Source organism: Streptomyces sp. NPDC015532 (genome assembly GCF_043078065.1).
Taxonomy (GTDB): domain Bacteria; phylum Actinomycetota; class Actinomycetes; order Streptomycetales; family Streptomycetaceae; genus Streptomyces.
Genome location: NZ_JBIBSY010000008.1, coordinates 280,834 through 300,699 on the forward strand (window position 1 = coordinate 280,834; position 19,866 = coordinate 300,699).

Sequence of the window (19,866 nt, forward strand, 5' to 3'; positions counted from 1 at the left end):
TTCCGGCATCGGTCGGCGGCGCGCCCTTTCCGGAGAGCCGTCGCCGAGGGGACGGGCACCATGTACGCGCGTCGCGATCCTTCCTGTCGCCGCGATCACTCTTGCAGGGCAGCGCGCCGACGGGCTGCCGCGACGATGGGCGAGGTCTCGATCGCCTGGGCGAGCCTGACCCTTGTGTGGGGCTGTTCCACGGTTTCGAGGAGCCTCGTCTCGGAGGTGGCGTACTCGTCATGACGGCTCGTCACATGAATGCGGGCCGCGGCCAGCATGGCGGCGTCCGCCACCACCATCGCGTCCTCCAGCTCCGACTGTCGTGCGCCGGTGACCTGCCGAGGGCCTGGGGAAGCGGGAACGGGGACGGACCGCGGTCGCCGTGTACGGAACCTCGCCCACCCGGTGCGGCTCCTCGGCGCAGGGCCGGAGTCCCCCGGTGGGACCGACTGGCGAAGTGCCTCGGCGTAGGCGGCGTCCCGGATCTCCCTGTCCAGGTAGGGCGCGCAGGCCAGGATGCCGTCCAGGATCGTGATCTCCTGCTGGGTCAGTCGCACCACGGGAGAGGTCCACCAGCGGAACTCCGCCGTAGCCGGGCCGCGTAGCTCGCGCAGTTCCGCCCAGAGCGGTTTCTGGAGCCGGTAGCGCTTCCAGGCGCGCATGTTGTCCGTGAGAGGGGGGCCGAGGCGGGGCAGCGCGAAGCCGGTGGCGACGAGGACGCCGGCCACCGCGACCAGAGGCGGTGACACGTCGGTGCTGAGGTAGTCCCAGTCGCGGCCGGTCCAACGGGCCGCCATGGAGGTGTACTTCACCAGCTGGTAGGACAGATCGAAGCAGCTGCCGATGACGATCAGGGTCAGACCGGTGCGTGTGACTCCGGTGATCATCCGGAGCCAGCTGAGACACATGACCGTCAGGGCGACGGTGGCAAGGGTGTGAAACACCAGATACAACAGGATCATTTCGCGCATGTACGGCGTGTTGGCGTAGTAGGTGTCCAGGTCGCGGGTCCGCTCGACGGGCACCTCGGCCAGTCCGAAGAGCACCACGATGGCGGTGATCACCAGGGTGTAGAGGGCCACGACCAGAAGCGTCCGCCGCTTGATCCGGGGGAGTGGTCCGCCCCGCCAGGCGATCATCAGGACGAGGTAGGAAGCGCTCAGTGCGGACATGCCGCAGTACACCAGCGGTCCGGAGAAGTTGGAGATCCCGGTGAAAGCGTTGACCGCGGTGATCGTCGGCGGAGCGGACAGCACGCATACGACGGAGCCGATCAGCAGGAGCGCGCAGCTGGGCATGATCACGGGGTCCCGCCAGGTGCCTTTCAGGGAGGGGACTTTGATCGCGACGGCGATCAGCAGAATCGCGCCGGGCACGTAGAACACCAAGCCGCTGCCGTTCATCGCTCACGGGCCTTCGGGTCGGGGACCGCGTGCGGGTTCACAGCGGCGGACGTGGGCGGCGTGAGGACTCCAAGCGACCGGGGACCGGTGCGGGTGCGTGACCCGGAGAGGCTGAGGGCCTCCGCAGGGTCCGCGGGCGCACCGGTTCGGCGGGGGAGCGGTGCGGCTGAGAACCCCGGGGGTGGGGTGGCCGATGGGCTCATGTGGGTGATTTCTCGCCATCCTCGATGTTTTTGGCGGCGGGGCGGGGGGAGACCGCGGATTCCGCGCGGATGGCGGCCACGACGGATGAACCGCGCAGGGCACGGGACACGCCCACGAGAGCGGCACGCAGGGTCGGGACGGCGGAGTCCCCCGGTGTGCGCGGTGCGCGGGTACGGCCCTGACGTGTGGCCTGCGCGGCTGCCCGGATCATCGCCGCTCGGCCGATGTGGACGGCGTCCGGGCCGGTACATCCGGCGGCTTCGGCGGCCGCTTGCGCGCGGGCGCGAACCTCGTCGTCGAGCTGCGGACGTACGAGGCTCAGACCGTCCTGGATGCCTGCCTCGCGTCGGGTCAGGTGGACGTGGGGCGAGGCGTACCAGCGGATGGGCGTGGCGAGGGACGTGTCGGGGCTGGCGCCACGGAGTTCGTCCCACAGCGGCCCGAGTTGCACGTACGCCGCAAGAGTCCGTCCGACGGTGACCGCCCAGGGCCCCACCAGCGGCAGCAGGAATCCCACGATGGCGAAAGGGGTGGCCATGGCCGAGAAGAAGGGGGAGAGGGTGGTGCTGAGCACGTCCCAGTCCCGGCCACTTCTGTGAGCGGCCACCGCGGCGAGTTTGAGGCTGCTGAAGGAGAGATTCAGCAGCCAGCCGACGCACAGGATCCACAGGCCGGCACGCAGCCAGCCGTGGACCTGAAGAGCCCAGCGCCAGCACATCACGGTGGTGACGAGCGCGGCGGTCATGTGGGCCAGCAGGTACAGCATGACCATCTCGCCGATGAACGGCGCCGACGCGTAGTACGTGTCGAAGTCGGTGCGGCGTTCGACGGGAGCGTCACCCAGGCCGAACAGGACGATGAGGGCCGCGACGACCAGCGTGTATCCGAGGAGCCAGTGTCGCGAGACCCGCCGTACGTGCTCGGGCGAGCCACCGCGCCAGTGAACGATCAGCAGCAGGCAGGCGGCGCTGAACCCGGTGATGATGATGTAGACCAGCAGGCTCGAGGCGTTCGGGACCCCGCTGATGTCGTTCACCGCGGCGATCGTCGGGGGAGCCGCGAAGAAGAATCCCGCGCCCCCCACGGCGATGACGACGCAGACCGACCGGACCAGTGGGTCACGCCAGGCTCTGCGCAGATCCGGGAGCTTCACGGCGAAGCAGATCCACAGAGCGGCGGCGGGTATGTAGTAGTCGAAGGAGTCCACGGATCAGACCTGCCGGCGACGGTTTCCCAGCGACGCGCTGATGCGTCCGGCGATGTCACCGCGACCCGTCGGCATGCTGTCGGGCTCGCTCTCGAGCCAGACGCGGAACCGGGTGGCCGCCAGCAGGCCGAACATCTCGGCGGCCCTTTCCTCGTTGTGTTTGAACTGCGTGCGCGCGGCCACCCTGCGCACGGTTTCGTCGAGTTCGGGTAGATCCGGTCGGGTGGAGAGCATCCCGGTCGCCAGGGACCGGCCGACGGCGTGGTTGCCGCACGCGCCGTCGAGCAGGTGCCAGACCTCGTGAAAGAAGATCGCCAGCTGATGGAGGGGGGTGGCTCGCTCGTCGATCACGATGATGTCGCGGTCGGCCAGGTCGAGCCAGAGACCGCTGGCCGTCCGGTGCGGGAATTCCTTGCGAAGAACGATGAGTTCCCGTCCCGTCTTCGCGCTGACCAGGCCGATCAAAGCGTCGAACAGGGCGTCCGGCTCCGTGGGGACCGGTAGTCCGATACCGGCGACCAGTTCGTCGACGAGACGACGCATGACCCTTACCCTGCGCACTGTTCTCCCCAGGAAGTGCGAGAAGCCTGCGGCTTCGTGTCTGCGTGCTTCACTCCGTGCCTGCCGGACCGTCCGCAGGTGCACCCGTGGCACGGATCCGCCCGGCCCCCTGTCGGTGTCGCCGACAGGCCATGCCGGTCCGGGACGTCGACGCAGTCCGCCTCCGTGCGCAATATGCCAAACCCGGGCCTGCTGTGCACGGGCCATCACGCCAAGGCGTCGACACAGTGGGTTATATGATGGTGAACAAGTCGGATATAAGCAGACCTGTGGGTGCTGGGCCGGATGACTGGTTATTGCCGTTGTCCATGCGGCCCGAGCGGCCTCGGCGGCCACCGCTGGTGCATCGTGAACCCATCCGTCGTCCGCAGGGGAAGCGGTGTCACGCACCCCGCTCCGCGGGCTGGTGGAGACATGGACCGGTGCCCGCGGGTGTTCGGCGGCCTGGACAACTCACGAGGCTTCAGGATGACCGTGCCCACCGTGTCCGAGGCGCCGTCGGGGCGATCCGAAGGAGAACGGTCATGAGCACATTCCCCACCGAACGAGCCGTCCGGAACACCCCTGAGGGTCTCCTGTGGGAACCCAGCGCGCGCTGGGTGCGCGGCCGGCGCGGCGACGTGACCGTCGTGGACAGCAGGCACCCCGTCCTCGTGTGGGAGCCGGGAGTACCGGTGCCGCTGTACGCCTTCCCGCGCGAGGACGTCCGCGAGGACCTGCTCCGCCCCGCGAGGAATCCCGCGACGGGCACACACACCGGATCGCGGATCTTCTACGACCTCGAACTCGACGGCGAGCTCCAGGAGAACGCGGCCTGGACGTTCCCCGCGTCCGACCTGGCCGGACACATCGCCTTCGAGTGGTTCGGCCGCGTCGGCCGGGGCCCGGACCACTGGTACGAGGAGGAGGAAGAGATCTTCATCCACCCGCGCGACCCGCACAAACGGGTGGACGCCATCGCGAGTGGCCGCCATGTGCGGGTCGAGATCGACGGAACACTCGTCGCCGACACCGTCCGCCCCGTCCTGCTCTTCGAGACGTCACTGCCTACGCGGTTCTACATCCCGCGCGAGGACGTCCGCCTCGAACTCCTCGTCCCCACCGACCACCACTCCGGCTGCCCCTACAAGGGCACGGCCGACTACTGGTCGTGGCGGGGCGGCGCCGCCGTCCCGGCGAACATCGTGTGGAGCTACCCGGATCCGCTCCCGGCGGTGGGCGCGATCAAGGATCTCCTGGCCTTCTACAACGAGGCAGTCGACATCACCGTGGACGGCGAAAGCCAGGAGCGCCCCGTCACCCCGTTCACCCGGGCCCTCTCGGAGCAGACCGGGCCGTGAGGGAGCACCCCTCCGCCGCCGGCCCGGAAGTCCGGACCAATCGATCCGCGCGCCCTGTGAACCGTCTGCGCCGTACGCGCGCCGCGACCCGGGGGAGGACGGGATCGCGGGTCCGTCCGTGAGAACCGGCCTGGCCGGGTGGGCGACGCCGGGCGGAGGCCGGGGCAGCCGCGACCGCCCCGGCGCACGCGGGCATCGGTCAGCCCCGCAGATGGCCCCATACGGACCGCGCCGCGCGCTCCACGGCGTCGCGGGCCCGCTCGGAGTGGTCGGTCGTCTCGAAACCGTGGCGGCCGAGCGGCACGTCGATCACCTCGACATCGGCGTCACACTCCTTGGCAGCGGCCAGGAACTCCTCGACCGTCGCCGCGATCTCGGCGCGTTCCAGCTCCACCCGGGTCAGCACGACCGGCAGCCGCCGCGCGCTCCGCAGGGCGACCGCGGGCCGGAACCGCGAACCGACGCTCCCCCAGTTCGGCATCGGCGCGAGGACCGGATAGGACGCCGCCACACACCGCAGCCACGGCGGGGGCGCCGCCAGCCAGTCCGCCGACAACAGCCCGCCGGCGGAGAAGAACCACAGCGCCACACGGTCCGCGTCGACACGCGGATCGGCCCGTACGAGATCGACGGCCTCGGCGATGTCCTCGGCGGCCCGCCCGTAGTCGGCCAGATCGTGCAGCCGATGGTCCAGCGTGACGCCGACCGCCCCCAGATCCGCCACGAGGCGGGCGTAGCCGACGAAGCCCGGCCAGTCTCGCGGAGTCGGCCGCACGTCGGGGTGAACCGGACCGCCATGGACGAACACAACCGCCGGCCAGGGGCCTTCGGCTTTTGAGGGGTCGGCGGGAAGCTCCGCGGGGAGGTCATCCGCGAGGTGGTCACCGGGGAAGTGAAGATCGACCCGTCCGATCCGCTCACGGCGCCGTTCCGGAAGGTCCAGCAGGAACGGGCGAAGGTGAGCCGGTTGTTCGCTCACCGCGGCCGTCACCCGGTGGCCTTCCCCCGCTGCGGCCCGGAGCAGCGTCCCGGCCACCTCGTCCGCCCGGGAGAGCATCGGCCAGTGTCCGGTGTCGAGTTCGAAGAAGGTCACCCGGGGCTCGGTGAGGGCCTGGAAGCGGGGATCTCCCAACGCCACCAAGCCCTCGACCATCGCGATGCTCGAACCGTTGCCGGTGCACAGCACGCCGGTCGACGGCAGCGCGGACACCGCTCCCGTCAGACGGAGCGGCTGGGTGAGCGTGCCCACCGGCTGCGCCACAGAGTTCTGCGTCAACCGGGTCAGGGCCGTCGACGGGATCCCGGCGACGCTGCCCCAGCGCTGCCACGCGTCGAGCGGTGGCGGAGGGATCAGCCGGTCGTCCCCGTCCGCACCGGTCCGCCGCGACAGCCGCTCGCGTACAGCCTCGTCCGGCACCAACGTCAGCGCCTGGTCGCCGTGTTGGGGCATGCCGGCGTCCAGGTGGACGACCCGGGCGATCCGCTCGGGACGCCGGTCAGCTGCGCCGAGGACCGGGTAGATGCCGTAGCAGTGACCGACCAGGACCACTTCCGGCTCGTCCAACTCGTCGATCAGGCGCAGCAGATCGTCGATGTGCGTCTCAAGGTCCGTGCCGGGGCTCGCCGCAGGGCCCTCGTCGCCCATGCCGGTGAGCGTCACCGGACAGGCCCGCGCCCCCGACTCCCTCAGCCGGGCGGCCACTTCCTGCCAGATCCAGCCGCCGGTGTGGGCACCCGCCACCAGGATGAAAGTCGTCATCACCGTCTCCTCGTACTGGGGTCCGCGGGCCGGGCGTACCGGTGCTCCGCGCTCGCCGGTACGGTAGGAACTCCCCCTGAGGGAGGTTCAAGTCCGTGTCCCCCGACAGCATGTGGAGCATCGGAGAGCTCGCCGAGCGCGCCGGCGTCACCGTCAAGACCGTCCGCTTCTACTCGGACCGGGGTCTGCTGCCCGAAGGGGCGCGCAGCTCCGGCGGCCATCGCCGCTACGATCCGGAGGCGCTCGACCGGCTGCACCTGATCCGTTCGCTGCGCACCCTCGACCTGCCGCTTCCCGAAGTGGAGCGGATCCTCGACCGGGACGACACCCTGGAGGACGTCGTCGCGGGGCAGTTGCGGCAGATCGGCTCGCGACTCACCGCCCTGCGCTGGCAGGAGGCGGCCCTCCGGCTGCTCCAGGACTGTGCCCCCGAGGAACGCGCCGCGCGCCTGCGGCTGATCGGCTCCGTGCCCGTCCCGCCCAGCACCGCCCCGCTGGCGCGCTTCTGGCGACGCTGGCTGCCTCCACGGCTCCCGGCCCGGCTCGTCTCCGCGATCGTCGAACACTCCGTTCCGCAGCTTCCCGAAGGCCCGACACCGGCCCAGGTGCTGGCCTTCACCCGGCTGCACGCCTTCGTCACCGCCCCCTGCCCCGGCACGGGCAACGGGCAGCCCGCGGCACACCGGCCCGACGGCGGACGTCCGGCGGTGCTCTACGACGGTCTCGTCGAGGCGTACGCGCTGGCGTCACCGCAGGTCCGTGCGGAACGTTCGCCGCGAACGGGCGAGGCACTCGACTGCTTCGTCTCCGCCTACGCCCGCTCCCGTGACACGCGGGACACGCCCGCGTTCCGCCGCGGACTGAGCGGCATGCTGGCCGCGGACCCCCGTATCGACCACTACTGGAATCTCACCGCCGAGATCACCGCGTCGCCCGATCCGACCCCCGGCGCCATCCATGACTGGCTGTGCGCCGCGCTGGACGACCAGATCGCCGACCAGGCCGGCTGATCCGGGTGGCTCGGAACGCCTACCGTGCGTGCGCTCGGAACGTCCACCGGGTCCGGGGGCTCAGAACGCCCACCTCGTGTGGGTGTAGACCCCGTCGTCACGACCGAACCCGTACGCGGTCGCCGGGGCCACCGCGTACACCACCGCGTCTCCCTTTCTGAACGCGTTCCCGATCCCGTGGAAGGTGCCCTCCGGGGAGGTGATGTGCGGCCCGTACTTCGTCTCGTACGCCGCGATCACCTCTTCCACCACGGCCGGATCGGCGACCGGTACGGCCTCACCCTCGATCACGAGGTCGAGCCCTTCGGTGAGCGAGTTCCCGCCGGTGGTCAGCGCGCAGTGCCCGTTGTGGGCGAGGTTCTTGGCCTTCTGCTCCCCTGGGCCGGTGGAGAAGTACAGCACCCCGTCGTGCCAGGCGGCGATCACGGGGGTGACGTGCAGCCGGCCGTCGGGCCGCACCGTCGACACCCAGAAGATCTCGGCGGCCTCCATCGTCCGCCGGGCCTCGGCCCACTCGGTGGCCGTGACGTCCGCGGCACCCGGGCGGGCACGGAGCGCGGAGCTGTAGCGGGCGTCGAGCTCGGTGGTGGGTTGCCTCGCGGGTTCCTGTGTCGGCATGGCGGAACTCCCTTCCTCTTCCTGATGTCGACCGGTCGACCGCCAAGAACTCATCGGCGTCCCCGCTGGACCGTCCCGATGACGAGGATTCCTTGACGGTGGACCGTGCGCTTCCTCCGGACCGGATCGGGTGGACCTGAGGGCCGGATCAGGTGGACACAATGGCGTTGAGTCCGTAGTCCAGCTCCGAGCCGTCGACCAGAACCGCCTCGACCGTGCGCGTACGAGGGTCGATGTCGGCCACGATTCCGTCGCCCGCGTAGCGCGGGTAGCCCGTTTCGCCGGTCTCGCCTGTCGCCTCGACGGCCGCCGATCGCACAGCGGATTCCTGGGCCGAGACGGCGTCCTTGTCCACGACGTACTCGGGGACCAGCAGGACGGTGAAACGCTGAGGTTCGGTAGTCACGCTCCGGTATTTAAGTGCCTCTCCCCGCGCCCGTCGCGCAGGCGCACGGTAGTGCCCCGCACCGCGCCGGTCGGCCGAGCGGGCGACAGCGGTGGGAAGCGGCGCCTGATGGGGGAAGGCATGGATCATGCCGCCGGTCCGGCCGCCGCTCGGACCCAGGACGGCGTTCCGCCGTCGGACGGCCCCTCGGCGTACCGGCGGCGCGGCTGTCGTCCGGCGCGGCCTCGGGCCTGAGCGGCGGCGATCGTTTCCGCGGACGGTACGGCGACGCGCCGACCGTCGAGAACAGATGGGCGAACCGTGAGGCACACGACGACGCAGGCACGAACGCGCAGGACGTCACCGGCTCGGGACCGTGCGGGATGGGCCCGGCGGCTGGCGGCTGTCACCGGAGTCCTCCTGCTCTGCGCCCTGCCCGCCGGACCGGCGGGCGCGGCGCGGGAGAACGGTCCCTCACCGGCGAGAGCGCCTCTGTTCGTGTCCGACTACGGCAACAACCGAGTGGTGAGACTGCCGGCGATCGGCGACGGCCCGTCGACGGTCCCCCTCGACGGTGTCGTGCGCCCGACCGGTCTGGCGTGGGACGCCGCCCGTGATCTCTACGTCGCCGACACGGGGAACAACAGGGTGGTGAAGGTGGTGGCGAAGGGCGGGGAGCAGTCCACCGTCCCCACCGCCGGCCTGTCGCGCCCGCTGGGCCTCGCCGTCGACGCCCACGGCACGCTCTACATCGCCGACAGCTTCAACGACCGCGTGGTGAAGGTTCCTGGCGACGGCAGCGGGCAGACCACCGTCCCCACCACGGGACTGCTCCACCCCTGGGGCCTGGCACTCGGCGCGGGCGGGGACCTGTACATCTCCGACTTCGTCAACGACCGGGTGGTGAAGGTCGCCGCGGACGGCGGTGGCCAGACCACGGTCCCCACGGCCGGCCTGTCCCAGCCCACCGGACTCGCGCTGAACGCCGCCGGTGACCTCTACATCTCGGACAGCGGCAACAACCGCGTCGTGAAGGTGCCCGCGGGCGGTGGTACGCAGAGCACGGTGCCCACCACCGGGCTGAGCGATCCGCTGGGCCTCGCCCTGGACGGCCGCGGCGGCCTCTACGTGGCCGATGGTTTCAACAACCGGGTGGTACGGGTCGCGGAGACCGGCGGTGGTCAGGTCACGCTTCCCGCCTCGGGCCTCAACACTCCGACCGGCCTCGCGTTCCCGCCGGCCGACAAGCCGCGCGGGTGACACGGAGGACGACGGAGGGAAGCCGCTCACTCCGGCGAGGGGCGGGCCGGGACAGCCCCGGCCCGCCGCTGCCCGGTGCGGGCCGTCCCGCTGTGGTCTGCCCGGTGCGGCCGGCCCGCCTCTGCCGGTGCGGGGCCGTGAGACGACGTGGGGCGACGCGGCCGCGCCGCTCATGATCCGTCCGGTACGGGGACCTCCACGGGCTTGAGCGGCGTGAGGCCGGCATCGGTCTCGGGGACGGATCCGCCCCGCAGTTCCGGAGTCTTCGCGCCGACCCAGAGGACCGCGAACAGGCAGAGGAGACCCCCGCTGACCAGGGCGGTCGCTCCCGAGGTCCAGCCCGCGACGACACCACCGCGCAGGTTGCCGAGGTTGGGGCCGGCCTGGCCGACGACCTGCTCGGCCGCCGTCACCCGGCCCAGCAGGGCATCTGGTGTGTGCGTCTGGACGATCGTGCTGCGCGAGATCACCGAGACGGCGTCACCGGCCCCGGCGAGGGCCAGCAGTACGAGCCCGGCCCACGGATCACGCACCAGGCCGAAGGCCGCGAGGGCCCCGCCCCACAGTCCCGCCCCGCAGAGCATCACCGGCCCGGGACGCCCCAGCCGCGTGATCGTCCCGGACAGCGCGGACGCGGCGATGCCGCCGACGGCGAGCACGGACAGGAAGAGACCGAGTGTGCGCGGACTGCCGCCGAATCGTTCGGCGTTGACGAGTGGGAACAGGCTCGTCGGCATCGAGAGCACGCAGGCGGCGAGGTCGGTGATCAGGGCGCCGCGGACCGCCCGGTGCCCGGCCAGGAAGCGGAGGCCGTCCAGCACCCCGTGCAGCCCGGCCCGGGACGGCTCACCGGCCGGAGGCAGAGGGGGCAGCCCGAACGCGCCGTAGAAGGCGAGCCCGAAGGACAGGGCGTCGACGAGGTAGCAGGGCCCGATGCCGGCCCAGCCGAGCAGGATGCCGCCGAGTGCCGGACCGGCGAGCATCATGGCCTGACCGGAGAACTGGTGGAGCGCCAGCCCGGCCGCCACCTGCTCCTTCGGCAGCAGCCTCGGCACGAACACGCCCGCCGCGGGACCGCCGATCGCCGCGAAGCAGGCCTGCGCGGCCACCAGGCCGAGCACACCCGCCACCGGAACATGCCCGGTGAAGCCCTGCACCGCGAGCAGCAGCGAGACGGCCGCCTGCCCGACGGTCGCGAAGAGATAGATCCGCCGACGGTCGCCACGGTCCGCCCAGGAACCGGCGAGCAGTCCGAACACCACCATCGGCAGTGCCTGTGCCAGCCCCACGGCGCCGGTCCAGACCGTGCTGCGCGTCATGTCCCAGACCTGGAACATGACGGTGACCATGGTCATGAAGCTGCCCAGCACGGACACGGTTCGGCCGATCAGCAGGCGCCTGAAGACCGGTGACGTACGCAGGGGCCGGACGTCGATCAGGGTGCGGGTCAGGCTCATGAGGGGCGGCGGGATGCGCGGGGGGCGTTCACGTCGCGCAGGGTAACCGGCGCCCTCCGGCCAGGGCGAATCGATTTGGCCTCGACCGGCGCTGTCCTCCCGCGTACGCCGGACCCGGCCCTGGAGCGCAGGGGGAACGCCTGCCCGTCCGCCCGGCGCCGACATGATCGGCCCGGCGTTGTCAGTGCCCTCCTGCATAGTGCCGATCATGATCAACGAACTCGACGTCATCGACTGGTCCTCGATGACCCACGCGTACGGTCCGGCGGACGAGATCCCTGGGTGGCTGAGGGCGATGGCCTCGCCGTACGCCGCGATCCGCGAGGACGGGCTCAGCCACTTCTACAGCGCTGTCCACCACCAAGGAGACGTGTACGCGAGTACGACGGCGAGCCTGCCGTTCCTGTTCGCCCTGGCCGACGACCCCGTCACGCCGGACCGCGCGTCGATCGTCCACCTGCTGGTCAGCATCGGGCGCCATGCCGTCGAACGCTGCGAGAACGTCTGTATCGACGGACCGGACTGCACCGATGAACCGGAGTACACCGACGGACCGGACTACGCCGGGAGCGCGGTGGTCGTCCGCGAACGCGCTGACTCCTTCGCCGCGTACGCGTCGGACGACGATCCGCTGGTGCGCCGGGCGGCTGTCGAGGGGCTCGGCCTGTTCATCGACGACGCCGGTCGCGCGGCCGCGTTGCTGCGCGACCGGATGTCCGCCGAGGACGGGGTCCGGGAGCGGTTGCCGGTCGTGGAGGCCATGGCCACGCTCGCGCTGCGCGTCCCGGACGCGAAGGAGACCGCGACGGCGTGGTTCGGCGGTCTGGCCGGCGACACGGAGAACGATCCGGCGGTCCGGCTCGCCGCCCTGGTGCAAAGGGCCCGATGCGCGCCCGAACACATCGGTGGGGATCTCGTACCGGAGGCGATCGGTCTGCTGCGGCGGATCACGTTCGCCCCTCCACGCGCGCAAGGCCGCGAGGCAACTGGGCCCGGGCCCGCCGGTTCCGAGCCTGGCTCCGCAACCGAGCCGGGTTCCGGGGCCGAGCCCGGTTCCGGGGATTGCCAGTGCCAGACTGCGCCCACGCCCACGCCGGCTACCGTGCCTGCGCCTGCTCCCGCCCCGCCCGCCGCGGCGCCGGACGTGCCGCCGCAGATCGCCGCCGCGTTCGAGGACCTCGCCCGGTACAACCGCGTGCACTCGCCGGCCACGTCCCTGCTGCGGACCCTCCACGAGGTGCTGGACTTCCGGGTGCCCGAGCGGACCGCGCTGCTCACCGAACAGCTCGGCAGCCCGGACCCCGGTATCCGCCACGACGCGATACGCATGGCCAAGGACGTGATGACCTCGTTGCGCGGGGACCACTCCGCTCTGCTCGTACGGGTCGCCGAGGGCCTGGACCAGGGCGATCCGTACACCACCGCGGAGGTGGCGGAGACGCTCGGATCACTGACCCCGATCGCCGAACCCGCACGCGAGGCGCTCGCCGCGTACGTCGCGGCACAGCGCACCGCGTACGGCCCGGAGGTATGGGCGACGCCGAACCCGCAGGTGCGACGGGCCCATCAGCGAGCGGTCATGGCGCTGGCCCGCCTCGGTGACCGTCGTGCCCTGCCCTGCCTGCTCACGGCGCTCGACAAGGGCGTCGACACCTGGCGTGCGGTGCACGTGGCCGGTTCGCTTCCCGAGGCCGCCGAAGAACTGGTACCGCGGCTGTGCCGGGAGCTCGGCCGCGCCGAACTGCCGACGTCGGGGCACGACATGGGTACGTCGGCCTTGTTGTCCGCGCTGGGCCGGCTCGGCGACCCGGCGGCCGTGCCGGTGATCGCGGAGACCGTGACCGCCGCGGCGCGGCACGGGCAGTGGCGGATCGCGGCGTTCGCCCTGAACGCCCTCGCCGCCCTGGGGCCCGCGGCCGCGCCCGCACTGGACGTGGTCCGGACCGTGACCCGGGCCGACGATCCGGATGTCCGCGTAGCCGCCGCGACCGCTTTGTGGGCCGCGGAGGGGTCCCCGGACGAGGTCGTACCGCTGTTGGAGGACCTCCTCGACTCCTTCCGCCACCATGAGGCGGCCGACGCGCTCGGACGGATCGGCCCGCCCGCGTCGCGTGTACTGCCGCGCCTTCGGGACATGCTCACCGCCGGCTACGAATGGACCCGCGTCCACGCCGCCACGGCCCTGTGGGACATCGGCGGCCCGGACGAGTCGCCGGTCGTCGTGCGGACCCTGCTCGACGCCTGGCGGAAGAACGGCGCCACGGCGAACCACGCCATGGCCTGCCTGGACCGGATGGGCCCGGCGGCGGCCCCGGCCGTGCCCTTCGTCCGCGCACAGCTCGCACTCGCCCGCCGGGGTGACTGGCTCCTCGGTGTCGAGAAGGACGAGGAACTGCAGCGTGTGGCCCGCGCGTTCCTCGCACGGCTCGGCTGAATTCCGTAGCGGCCCGCTCCGTCGGGCAGCCTTTTGCTCGTGAGTGGTCACATCCCCGAGACGAGGTGGCCCGCCTTCCTGTGACACGAGCACGCGCGACCCGCGTCACATCACCATCGACGTGCACCGGCGCACCGAGCCCGAAGCATGTCAGCAGGCATGAACCGTCGCGGGGGACGGCCTACGGCTGTTTTCAGCCACTGGATAAGATCCGCGAGCACCGCGGCCCGTCCGGGCTGCCGAGTTCTGTGGGGGGACTCCGATGACGTTCCGTCTGCGCGCGCTGCGCGCGGTTCTGCTGCTGGCCGGCTTCTTCCTGATAGGCACCGCCCTGCTGGCGGCCATGGCGGTGCTGGACTGGCTCCTGGTGACACGACTGCTCACCGCGAGAGCGGCCCGGTTCGAGGGCATGATCATCGCTGTCACCGTGCTGCTGGCGGTGGTGATCCTGCGGGGCATGTTCACCTTCCTTCGCGCCGGACGCCTTCGACCGGTGAACCACGGCCTCGCCGTCGGCCCGGACGAGCAGCCCGAACTGTGGGCACAGGTCCGGGCCGCCGCCGAGACGGCGGGGGAACGGCCGCCGGACGAGCTGTACCTGGTCGACGAGGTGAACGCGGGAGTCGGTGAACAGAGCCGCCTGCTAGGGCTGTTGCCCGGACGGCGCCGCATGATCCTGGGTCTGCCCCTGCTCGCCGGTCTCACCGTTCCCCGGCTGCGCGCCGTCCTCGCCCACGAGTTCGGGCACTACGGCCATCGCGACGGCCGGCTCGGCGCTCTCACCATGCGCGGCCGGAAAGCGGTGCTCCACACGGTCGAGATGTTCCAGGAGGGCAGCACCTCGTTCCACCAGGCGATCGGCGGACTGTACGTCGGCTACGCCCACATGTTCCTGCGCACCTCACAGTCCGTCGCCCGCGACCAGGAGCTCGCCGCCGACCGGACGGCCGCCGAACACGCGGGCCGTGACGCGACAGCCGCGACGCTGCGCGCCCAGCCGGTCCTCGCCGCCGCCCACGCCCACTACATGAAGACCTACGCCGGGATGGGGCAGCCGATGGGAGCGCTGCCTCCGGTGGGTGAGGTGTACGGCGGATTCCGCCGGCTGCTCGCGGCCCGGCCCGGAGACCGGCTCGCCGCTCTCTCCGCCGGGACGCGTCCACCGAGGCCGCACCGCTACGACTCGCACCCCCCGGATTCCGAACGGATCGAGCAGATCGAGAAGTTGACCGCCGACGGCCGAGCGGACGGCGGGGACGCTCCGGCCGCGCTCACGCTGCTGCGCGACGTGGACGGCGTGTTCGCGGCGCTGGAGAGGCGCCTGCTGCCGGACGGGGCGGCACAGTTGCCCCGTATGAGCTGGGACGACCTCGTCATGGCGCGCGCTGTGGCCGACGCGGAGGAGTGGTCGAGGCCGCTTCGGGTCGCCGTGGGCAGGGCGCTGCGCGCCACGGCCCCGACGGCGGACGCGGCGGTACCCGTCCAGCAGGGCGTTCCGGCCGGTCGGCCGGAGGAAGCCGCTCTGCCCGGCCTCGACGAGGTGCTGGACGCGCTCGACCGCGGACTCCTGTGGATGGAGGTCGCCGATCGCCTGCCCAAGCCGCCCCAGGCGGCCCGGCTGACCGGGCCGTCGGCCCGGAACTTCATCCGGCCGAGGATCTTCGACGGGCTCGCCGGCCTGGTCCATCTGCACCTCGTCCGGAACGGACACGCGGTCCCCGACACCGGCTGGTCGGGACAGCCCGGACTCGCCCTGCCGGAGCGGTGGGAGAAGGGCCTGGACGACGCTCTCGACGCGGCCGTGGCCGACACGCCTGACACCGCACGGCTGCGGTCCCTGCTCGCCGGCAGCGAGTCCGTGGCCGCGTGACAGCCGCCTCGGACGCGTGGCCGACGGATCCCTGGCTCAGAAAGGGGGCCGCTCTTGCCGCGGGGGCCGCTCCTGCGGTACGGGCCGCTTCCGCCGCAGAGGTCGCTGCTGCGGTGCGGGCCGCTCCTGCCGTACGAAGCCGCTCCCGCCGTACGAGGGATGCGCCAAGGCCCGGGTGGTTCCCCCCGCCCTTCGGGTCCCCAGGGTCGTCTGCGGCCGGAGCGGCTGGTTAGCCTGCCTGGATGTCCTCCCTGTCACTCACACCGCTCCGCTTCTCCCCGCAGGAGATCGCCGAGGTGGTCGCCCTCTACGCGAGCAATCCGGAGTACTGCCGTGCCGCCGGCGAGTACGACCCCGAGCACATCCCGGCCGACAAGGTCGAGGCGGATCTGCGGGAGGAGGCGGGAACCGAGGGCTGCGAGGTCCTGCTCGCCCGTGACGAGGGGCACCGGACCGTCGGTCTGCTGTGTCTGCTCGACCGTCATCCCACCGACGGACACCCGTGGATCGGCCTGCTGCTGGTGCACGGAGCCCTTCACCGGCAGCGGATCGGAAGGCGCCTGGCGGCCCTGGTGGAAGAGCGCTACCGGCGCGAGGGCAGGGCCGGCGTCAGGCTGGCGGTTCTGGAGAACACCCCGGGGTCGCTGGCCTTCTGGAGTTCCCTGGGATGGCAGGAGATCGACCGCCGCCCCGACCGCCAGTACGGCCGCCCGTGCGTCGTCATGCACAAGCGATTGACCTGATCCTCTCCGGAGGGGCTTCTGCCACGTCCCGCACGGCGACCCCACCCGGTCACGCCCGCAGGCCCGCCTGCCTGAGTGTCAGGCCCGACAGGTCCGCGATGACCTGCTGGTCTCCGCGTCGCCAGGCGTCGGCGAGGCCGCCCGGCGGGGTGGGGATCGCGGCGAGGTCGCGCTGCGGTCCGGTCAGGGCGCGCAGCGCGAGCAGGTCGGCGCCTCCGGGAGCGTCCAGCAGGCGGCGGGTGGTGGCGCTGCGCCGGATCCAGCGCAGCCGCGGCGGAAGCCACAGCACCAGGACGAAGGCCACCGAGAGGACGATCAGGGCGATGGCGGCCAGCAGGGCCACACGGCCCACCAGGTCCTCCAGCGACTGTCCGGCGTCGGAGAGTCCGGTGGCGGCGTCGGCGGCGGACGTGAGCGGCTTCTTCAGTGAGTTCCCGACGAACGGCACCTTCGACGCCGCGTCTCCGGCGTCGTCGAGGTCGCCGGCGAGACTGTCGCCCGCGCTCTGGGCCTTTCGCCCCGGCTCGGCCAACAGCATGATCGCGTGGTGGACCACCAGGGCGAACTTCACCGCGACCGCGATCAGGGTCACGGCGATCAGGTCGGCCACCACCTGCCGGCTCCGACGTGCGGGGGTCTGGGCGTAAAGGCGCATGGGCGTGCTCCTGTTCCGGCGATGCCGTAGACCGGACCGGCAGGGCCTGACGAGGCGCGGCGGGTGTTACCGCCGAGGCTCGGCCGGTCGTGTGCGTACGAGGGAGTTGGAGATGGGTTGCGAGGAACGGGTTTCCACGGCCGGTGAGTTGAACCGGAGGGGACGGACGAACGGTGGCGCTGTGCCGGGGCCGACGGGGGCCGGCGGGGGTCGGAGAGGCGGGCCCTAACGGTTTCCCGGGCAATGGTGACATTCCGTCAGAGCGACTTCCCGTTTTTCGCGAAGTCGTGCCGGGCGTGGTGCGTGAGGATGCCGGGACCTGTCCGCCCGGTCACGGTGGAGGATGCCTACGGCCCCTGGCGAGCGCGGACGGGCGTGCCACACCCCGCGTCTCCGCCGTGCTCGACCGGACAGATCCCCGGCCCACCCGGCAGTGATGGCGGAGCGTGCGGCGATGGAGCGGTGCGCCGGTCAGCCGCGTCCGGTTCGGGCCAGGGCCTGTGCGGCCTCCGAGGCCAGGGCGGCGACCAGCTCGGCCGCGGGGGCTGGCCGGTCACGAGGGCGAGGCCCCGCCAGCCCCGGACCGGCTGTGCGGGTACGATCCCCGCTCCGCACGCCTCCCGGCCTCCGCCACGATCGGCAGCTCGACCGTCCTCGCCCGTCCGCCGGACCATGCCCACGGCGTCGGCGAAGCTATGACTCCGGACATCAATGTGACCGAGCCCGGGGGGATCGACGAGACCGACGGTCAGGCTCGCCCGCACGGGCCGGCTTCGCCGCCGCCGGGTGAGCCGTCCGGAGTGCTCACACCGCGGCGAGCAGGCCGTCGAGCGGAGCGGGTACGGCGTCGGGGGAGAGGGCCTCGACGAGGACGCGGCCGTAGTGGATCTTGCGGCCCTTCTTCGTCCCGAGAAACCGCCTCAACTGCTGCTGGGAGGAACGGCCGTGCTGTGCCGGCTGACGAACGAAGGTCCTCAGGGCGCGCAGATCACCCTCCTCCCGGACGAGCTCCTCCACCCGGGACACGCCCAGCGCGCGGATGAGCTCGTCCTCCAGATCCGCGGCGCAGACGAAGAACTCCTGTCGTCCCGCCGTGCTCCCTTCCGGACCGTCCTGTTCCAGGGCGCGGGCGTAGTAGCCCCGTTCCGCCTCGTCGCACAGCCCCGTGAGCCGCAGGCCCAGGCCCGAGGGGCCGAGGAGGCGAGCGAAACGCCCGACGCTCATGGCACCGTTCATCGCCAGGACACACACCCCTTCGGCCTCCAGGTCCCGGCCGCGGCTCGCGGCCAGCGCGTCGACCGCCGCGAGATCGCTCGGCCCTTCGAGCAGCACGGCCGTCCTCACAGGCAGCCGAGCGGCGAGCTCGCGCGCGAGGTCACCGGGGCCACCGGCCGCCCAGGCGGTGACTGTCTCCCGGAACGCCCCCATGTCGGTCATGCGCCGAGTCTGAGCCCTCCCCGTCCGGCACGGCAACGGCATTCCGCCGTCGTGCCGGCCGGCGGGGCGGGTGCTCCGGAGACGGACCGACACGTACATGGCTCCGAGCACCTTCCCGGAGCGAGATCGTTCATCGTCGCCGGCGGCGGCCCGGGCGCGGAGTCACGAACGGAAGTCCTGTCCACGTATGCCGATGCGAGCGTCGGTATGCTCGCGGAGTTGTCCGTCATGAAGCGGCGGAGTGGTGGCGGGTGTGGGGGTTCATTCAATGATGACGTCGCAGCCCGGGGCTGCCGGCGTGGCTTCGCCCGAGATTGACCGCGCCGCGGCCTGGGGGACGGAAGAGCCGTCGGTGCTGCTGATCGAGGACGACCCGGGCGACGCGCTGCTCGTGGAGGAGATGGTCGCCGACAGCGCACTCGGTATGCGCCTGCGCTGGGTGCGCTCGATGGCCGAGGCCTGCGAGGTGCTCGCGTCCGAGGTCCCCGACTGTGTGCTGCTCGACCTGCACCTCCCGGACGCACAGGGCCTGGAAGCGGTGTCGAGGGTGCGCGAACGCGCCGAACACGTCGCCGTCGTGGTCCTCACCGGACTCGCCGAGGAGGGAACCGGTCTGGCGGCCGTGGCCGCCGGCGCCCAGGACTACCTGGTCAAGGGCCGGGTCGAGCCGGAGCTCTTCGGACGGGCCGTCCGCTACGCGATCCAGCGCAAACAGGCCGAGCGGGACGCCGTGGCCCTGCAGGCCAGCCAGATGCAGGCCCGGGAGAACGCCCGCCTGGAACGGGGGCTGCTACCGCGCCCCCTGCTGCGCGGGGACGGCGTGGAGGTCGTGACCCGATACCGGCCCGGGCGTGCGCACGCGCTGCTGGGCGGGGACTTCTACGACATCGTGCAGAGCGCCGACGGCACCGTGCACGCCCTGATCGGTGACGTCTCCGGGCACGGACCGGACGAGGCCGCCCTCGGGGTCGCGCTGCGCATAGCCTGGCGCACCCTGGTGCTCAGCGGTGTCACCGGTGCCGACCAGGTGGGCCGGCTCGAGGAGATCCTCATGGCCGAGCGGGCCAGGAACGGGGTCTTCGCCACCCTGGTCATCCTCAGCGTCGGCCCCGACCGGCGACGCGTCCGGATGGTGCGGGCAGGCCATCACGGCGTGCTGCTGTGCACGACCGGCGGCGTCGAGTGGGTGGAGGTCCGGGGCGGCCCGGCGCTCGGGATCATTCCGGGCGGAGCACGCTGGCCCGTCGAGGAGGTGGAGCTCCCGGAGGGTGCGGCGGTGGTGCTGTTCACCGACGGCCTCTTCGAGGGGCGGGTCGGCCGCGGCACGGAGCGGCTGGGCGAGGAGGGACTGCTGGCGATGGCGCGTGAACTGGCCGCTCTGCCCCCGGACGCGTTCGTCGACGGACTCATCGACCGGGCCGAGGCACTGGCCGAGACACAGGGCGGCCTCGCCGACGACGTCGCCGTGCTTCATCTGCGCTGGGGCACACGGGTGTGAACAACGAGCGGGAGAACAGTGACTTCGAGGACGG

General features: G+C 71.9%; 16 protein-coding genes. 7 read left to right on the top strand and 9 right to left on the bottom strand.

Going from position 1 to position 19,866, the window contains the following annotated elements; all coding sequences use genetic code 11:
* Positions 1 to 95: 95 nt before the first annotated feature.
* From ACF07B_RS24795 to ACF07B_RS24805, 3 genes are all read right to left on the bottom strand, one after another.
* A complete protein-coding gene (locus ACF07B_RS24795; protein ID WP_392180551.1) occupies positions 96 to 1,394 on the bottom strand; it encodes a hypothetical protein in 1,299 nt (432 codons plus the stop codon).
* Positions 1,395 to 1,593: 199 nt separating this feature from the next.
* Complete coding sequence (locus ACF07B_RS24800) at positions 1,594 to 2,805, bottom strand: MAB_1171c family putative transporter (RefSeq protein WP_392180552.1); 1,212 nt, start codon at positions 2,803 to 2,805, stop codon at positions 1,594 to 1,596.
* A gap of 3 nt (positions 2,806 to 2,808) precedes the next feature.
* Positions 2,809 to 3,348 (bottom strand): toxin-antitoxin system, toxin component, encoded by a 540-nt coding sequence (locus ACF07B_RS24805; RefSeq protein ID WP_384237465.1) that lies wholly within the window; start codon positions 3,346 to 3,348, stop codon positions 2,809 to 2,811.
* A 542-nt stretch (positions 3,349 to 3,890) separates the two neighbouring features.
* On the opposite strand from ACF07B_RS24805, the gene ACF07B_RS24810 reads away from it, so the two are divergent.
* A complete protein-coding gene (locus ACF07B_RS24810) occupies positions 3,891 to 4,706 on the top strand; it encodes a DUF427 domain-containing protein (protein WP_392180553.1) in 816 nt (271 codons plus the stop codon).
* Between the two features lie 199 nt (positions 4,707 to 4,905).
* Here ACF07B_RS24810 and ACF07B_RS24815 read toward each other — a convergent pair whose 3' ends face one another.
* On the bottom strand, positions 4,906 to 6,465 hold the full coding sequence (locus ACF07B_RS24815; protein ID WP_392180554.1) for an alpha/beta fold hydrolase: 1,560 nt from the start codon (positions 6,463 to 6,465) through the stop codon (positions 4,906 to 4,908).
* Positions 6,466 to 6,560: 95 nt separating this feature from the next.
* On the opposite strand from ACF07B_RS24815, the gene ACF07B_RS24820 reads away from it, so the two are divergent.
* Positions 6,561 to 7,475 (top strand): MerR family transcriptional regulator, encoded by a 915-nt coding sequence (locus ACF07B_RS24820; protein ID WP_392180555.1) that lies wholly within the window; start codon positions 6,561 to 6,563, stop codon positions 7,473 to 7,475.
* A gap of 60 nt (positions 7,476 to 7,535) precedes the next feature.
* On the opposite strand, the gene ACF07B_RS24825 is transcribed toward ACF07B_RS24820, so the two are convergent.
* Together ACF07B_RS24825 and ACF07B_RS24830 are read right to left on the bottom strand one after the other, a co-directional pair.
* Positions 7,536 to 8,093 carry a pyridoxamine 5'-phosphate oxidase family protein gene (locus ACF07B_RS24825; RefSeq protein ID WP_392180556.1) on the bottom strand — a complete coding sequence of 186 codons (558 nt, stop codon included), beginning with the start codon at positions 8,091 to 8,093 and terminating at the stop codon, positions 7,536 to 7,538.
* A 148-nt stretch (positions 8,094 to 8,241) separates the two neighbouring features.
* Positions 8,242 to 8,499, bottom strand: coding sequence for a hypothetical protein (locus tag ACF07B_RS24830; RefSeq protein ID WP_369480293.1), 258 nt, complete (start codon positions 8,497 to 8,499; stop codon positions 8,242 to 8,244).
* Between the two features lie 300 nt (positions 8,500 to 8,799).
* Between ACF07B_RS24830 and ACF07B_RS24835 the strand changes: the two genes are divergently transcribed.
* Positions 8,800 to 9,738, top strand: a complete 939-nt coding sequence (locus ACF07B_RS24835; RefSeq protein ID WP_392180557.1) for a hypothetical protein — start codon at positions 8,800 to 8,802, stop codon at positions 9,736 to 9,738.
* Positions 9,739 to 9,908: 170 nt separating this feature from the next.
* Here the strand turns inward: ACF07B_RS24835 and ACF07B_RS24840 are convergent, their stop codons facing one another.
* Positions 9,909 to 11,195, bottom strand: a complete 1,287-nt coding sequence (locus ACF07B_RS24840) for an MFS transporter (protein WP_392180558.1) — start codon at positions 11,193 to 11,195, stop codon at positions 9,909 to 9,911.
* A 208-nt stretch (positions 11,196 to 11,403) separates the two neighbouring features.
* Here ACF07B_RS24840 and ACF07B_RS24845 point away from each other — a divergent pair, with 208 nt between their 5' ends.
* The 3 genes from ACF07B_RS24845 to ACF07B_RS24855 all read left to right on the top strand — a co-directional run bounded on the left by ACF07B_RS24845 (position 11,404) and on the right by ACF07B_RS24855 (position 16,242).
* Complete coding sequence (locus tag ACF07B_RS24845; RefSeq protein WP_392180559.1) at positions 11,404 to 13,629, top strand: HEAT repeat domain-containing protein; 2,226 nt, start codon at positions 11,404 to 11,406, stop codon at positions 13,627 to 13,629.
* 262 nt (positions 13,630 to 13,891) lie between these two features.
* Positions 13,892 to 15,499, top strand: a complete 1,608-nt coding sequence (locus ACF07B_RS24850) for a M48 family metalloprotease (protein WP_392180560.1) — start codon at positions 13,892 to 13,894, stop codon at positions 15,497 to 15,499.
* Between the two features lie 242 nt (positions 15,500 to 15,741).
* Positions 15,742 to 16,242 carry a GNAT family N-acetyltransferase gene (locus ACF07B_RS24855; RefSeq protein ID WP_392180561.1) on the top strand — a complete coding sequence of 167 codons (501 nt, stop codon included), beginning with the start codon at positions 15,742 to 15,744 and terminating at the stop codon, positions 16,240 to 16,242.
* Between the two features lie 49 nt (positions 16,243 to 16,291).
* Here ACF07B_RS24855 and ACF07B_RS24860 read toward each other — a convergent pair whose 3' ends face one another.
* Both ACF07B_RS24860 and ACF07B_RS24865 read right to left on the bottom strand, forming a co-directional pair.
* Positions 16,292 to 16,897: a hypothetical protein gene (locus tag ACF07B_RS24860; protein WP_392180562.1), complete on the bottom strand. Its 606-nt coding sequence runs from the start codon at positions 16,895 to 16,897 to the stop codon at positions 16,292 to 16,294.
* Between the two features lie 804 nt (positions 16,898 to 17,701).
* Positions 17,702 to 18,334, bottom strand: coding sequence for a TOPRIM nucleotidyl transferase/hydrolase domain-containing protein (locus tag ACF07B_RS24865; protein WP_392180563.1), 633 nt, complete (start codon positions 18,332 to 18,334; stop codon positions 17,702 to 17,704).
* 271 nt (positions 18,335 to 18,605) lie between these two features.
* On the opposite strand from ACF07B_RS24865, the gene ACF07B_RS24870 reads away from it, so the two are divergent.
* Positions 18,606 to 19,832: a PP2C family protein-serine/threonine phosphatase gene (locus ACF07B_RS24870; RefSeq protein WP_392180564.1), complete on the top strand. Its 1,227-nt coding sequence runs from the start codon at positions 18,606 to 18,608 to the stop codon at positions 19,830 to 19,832.
* Positions 19,833 to 19,866 lie beyond the last annotated feature (34 nt).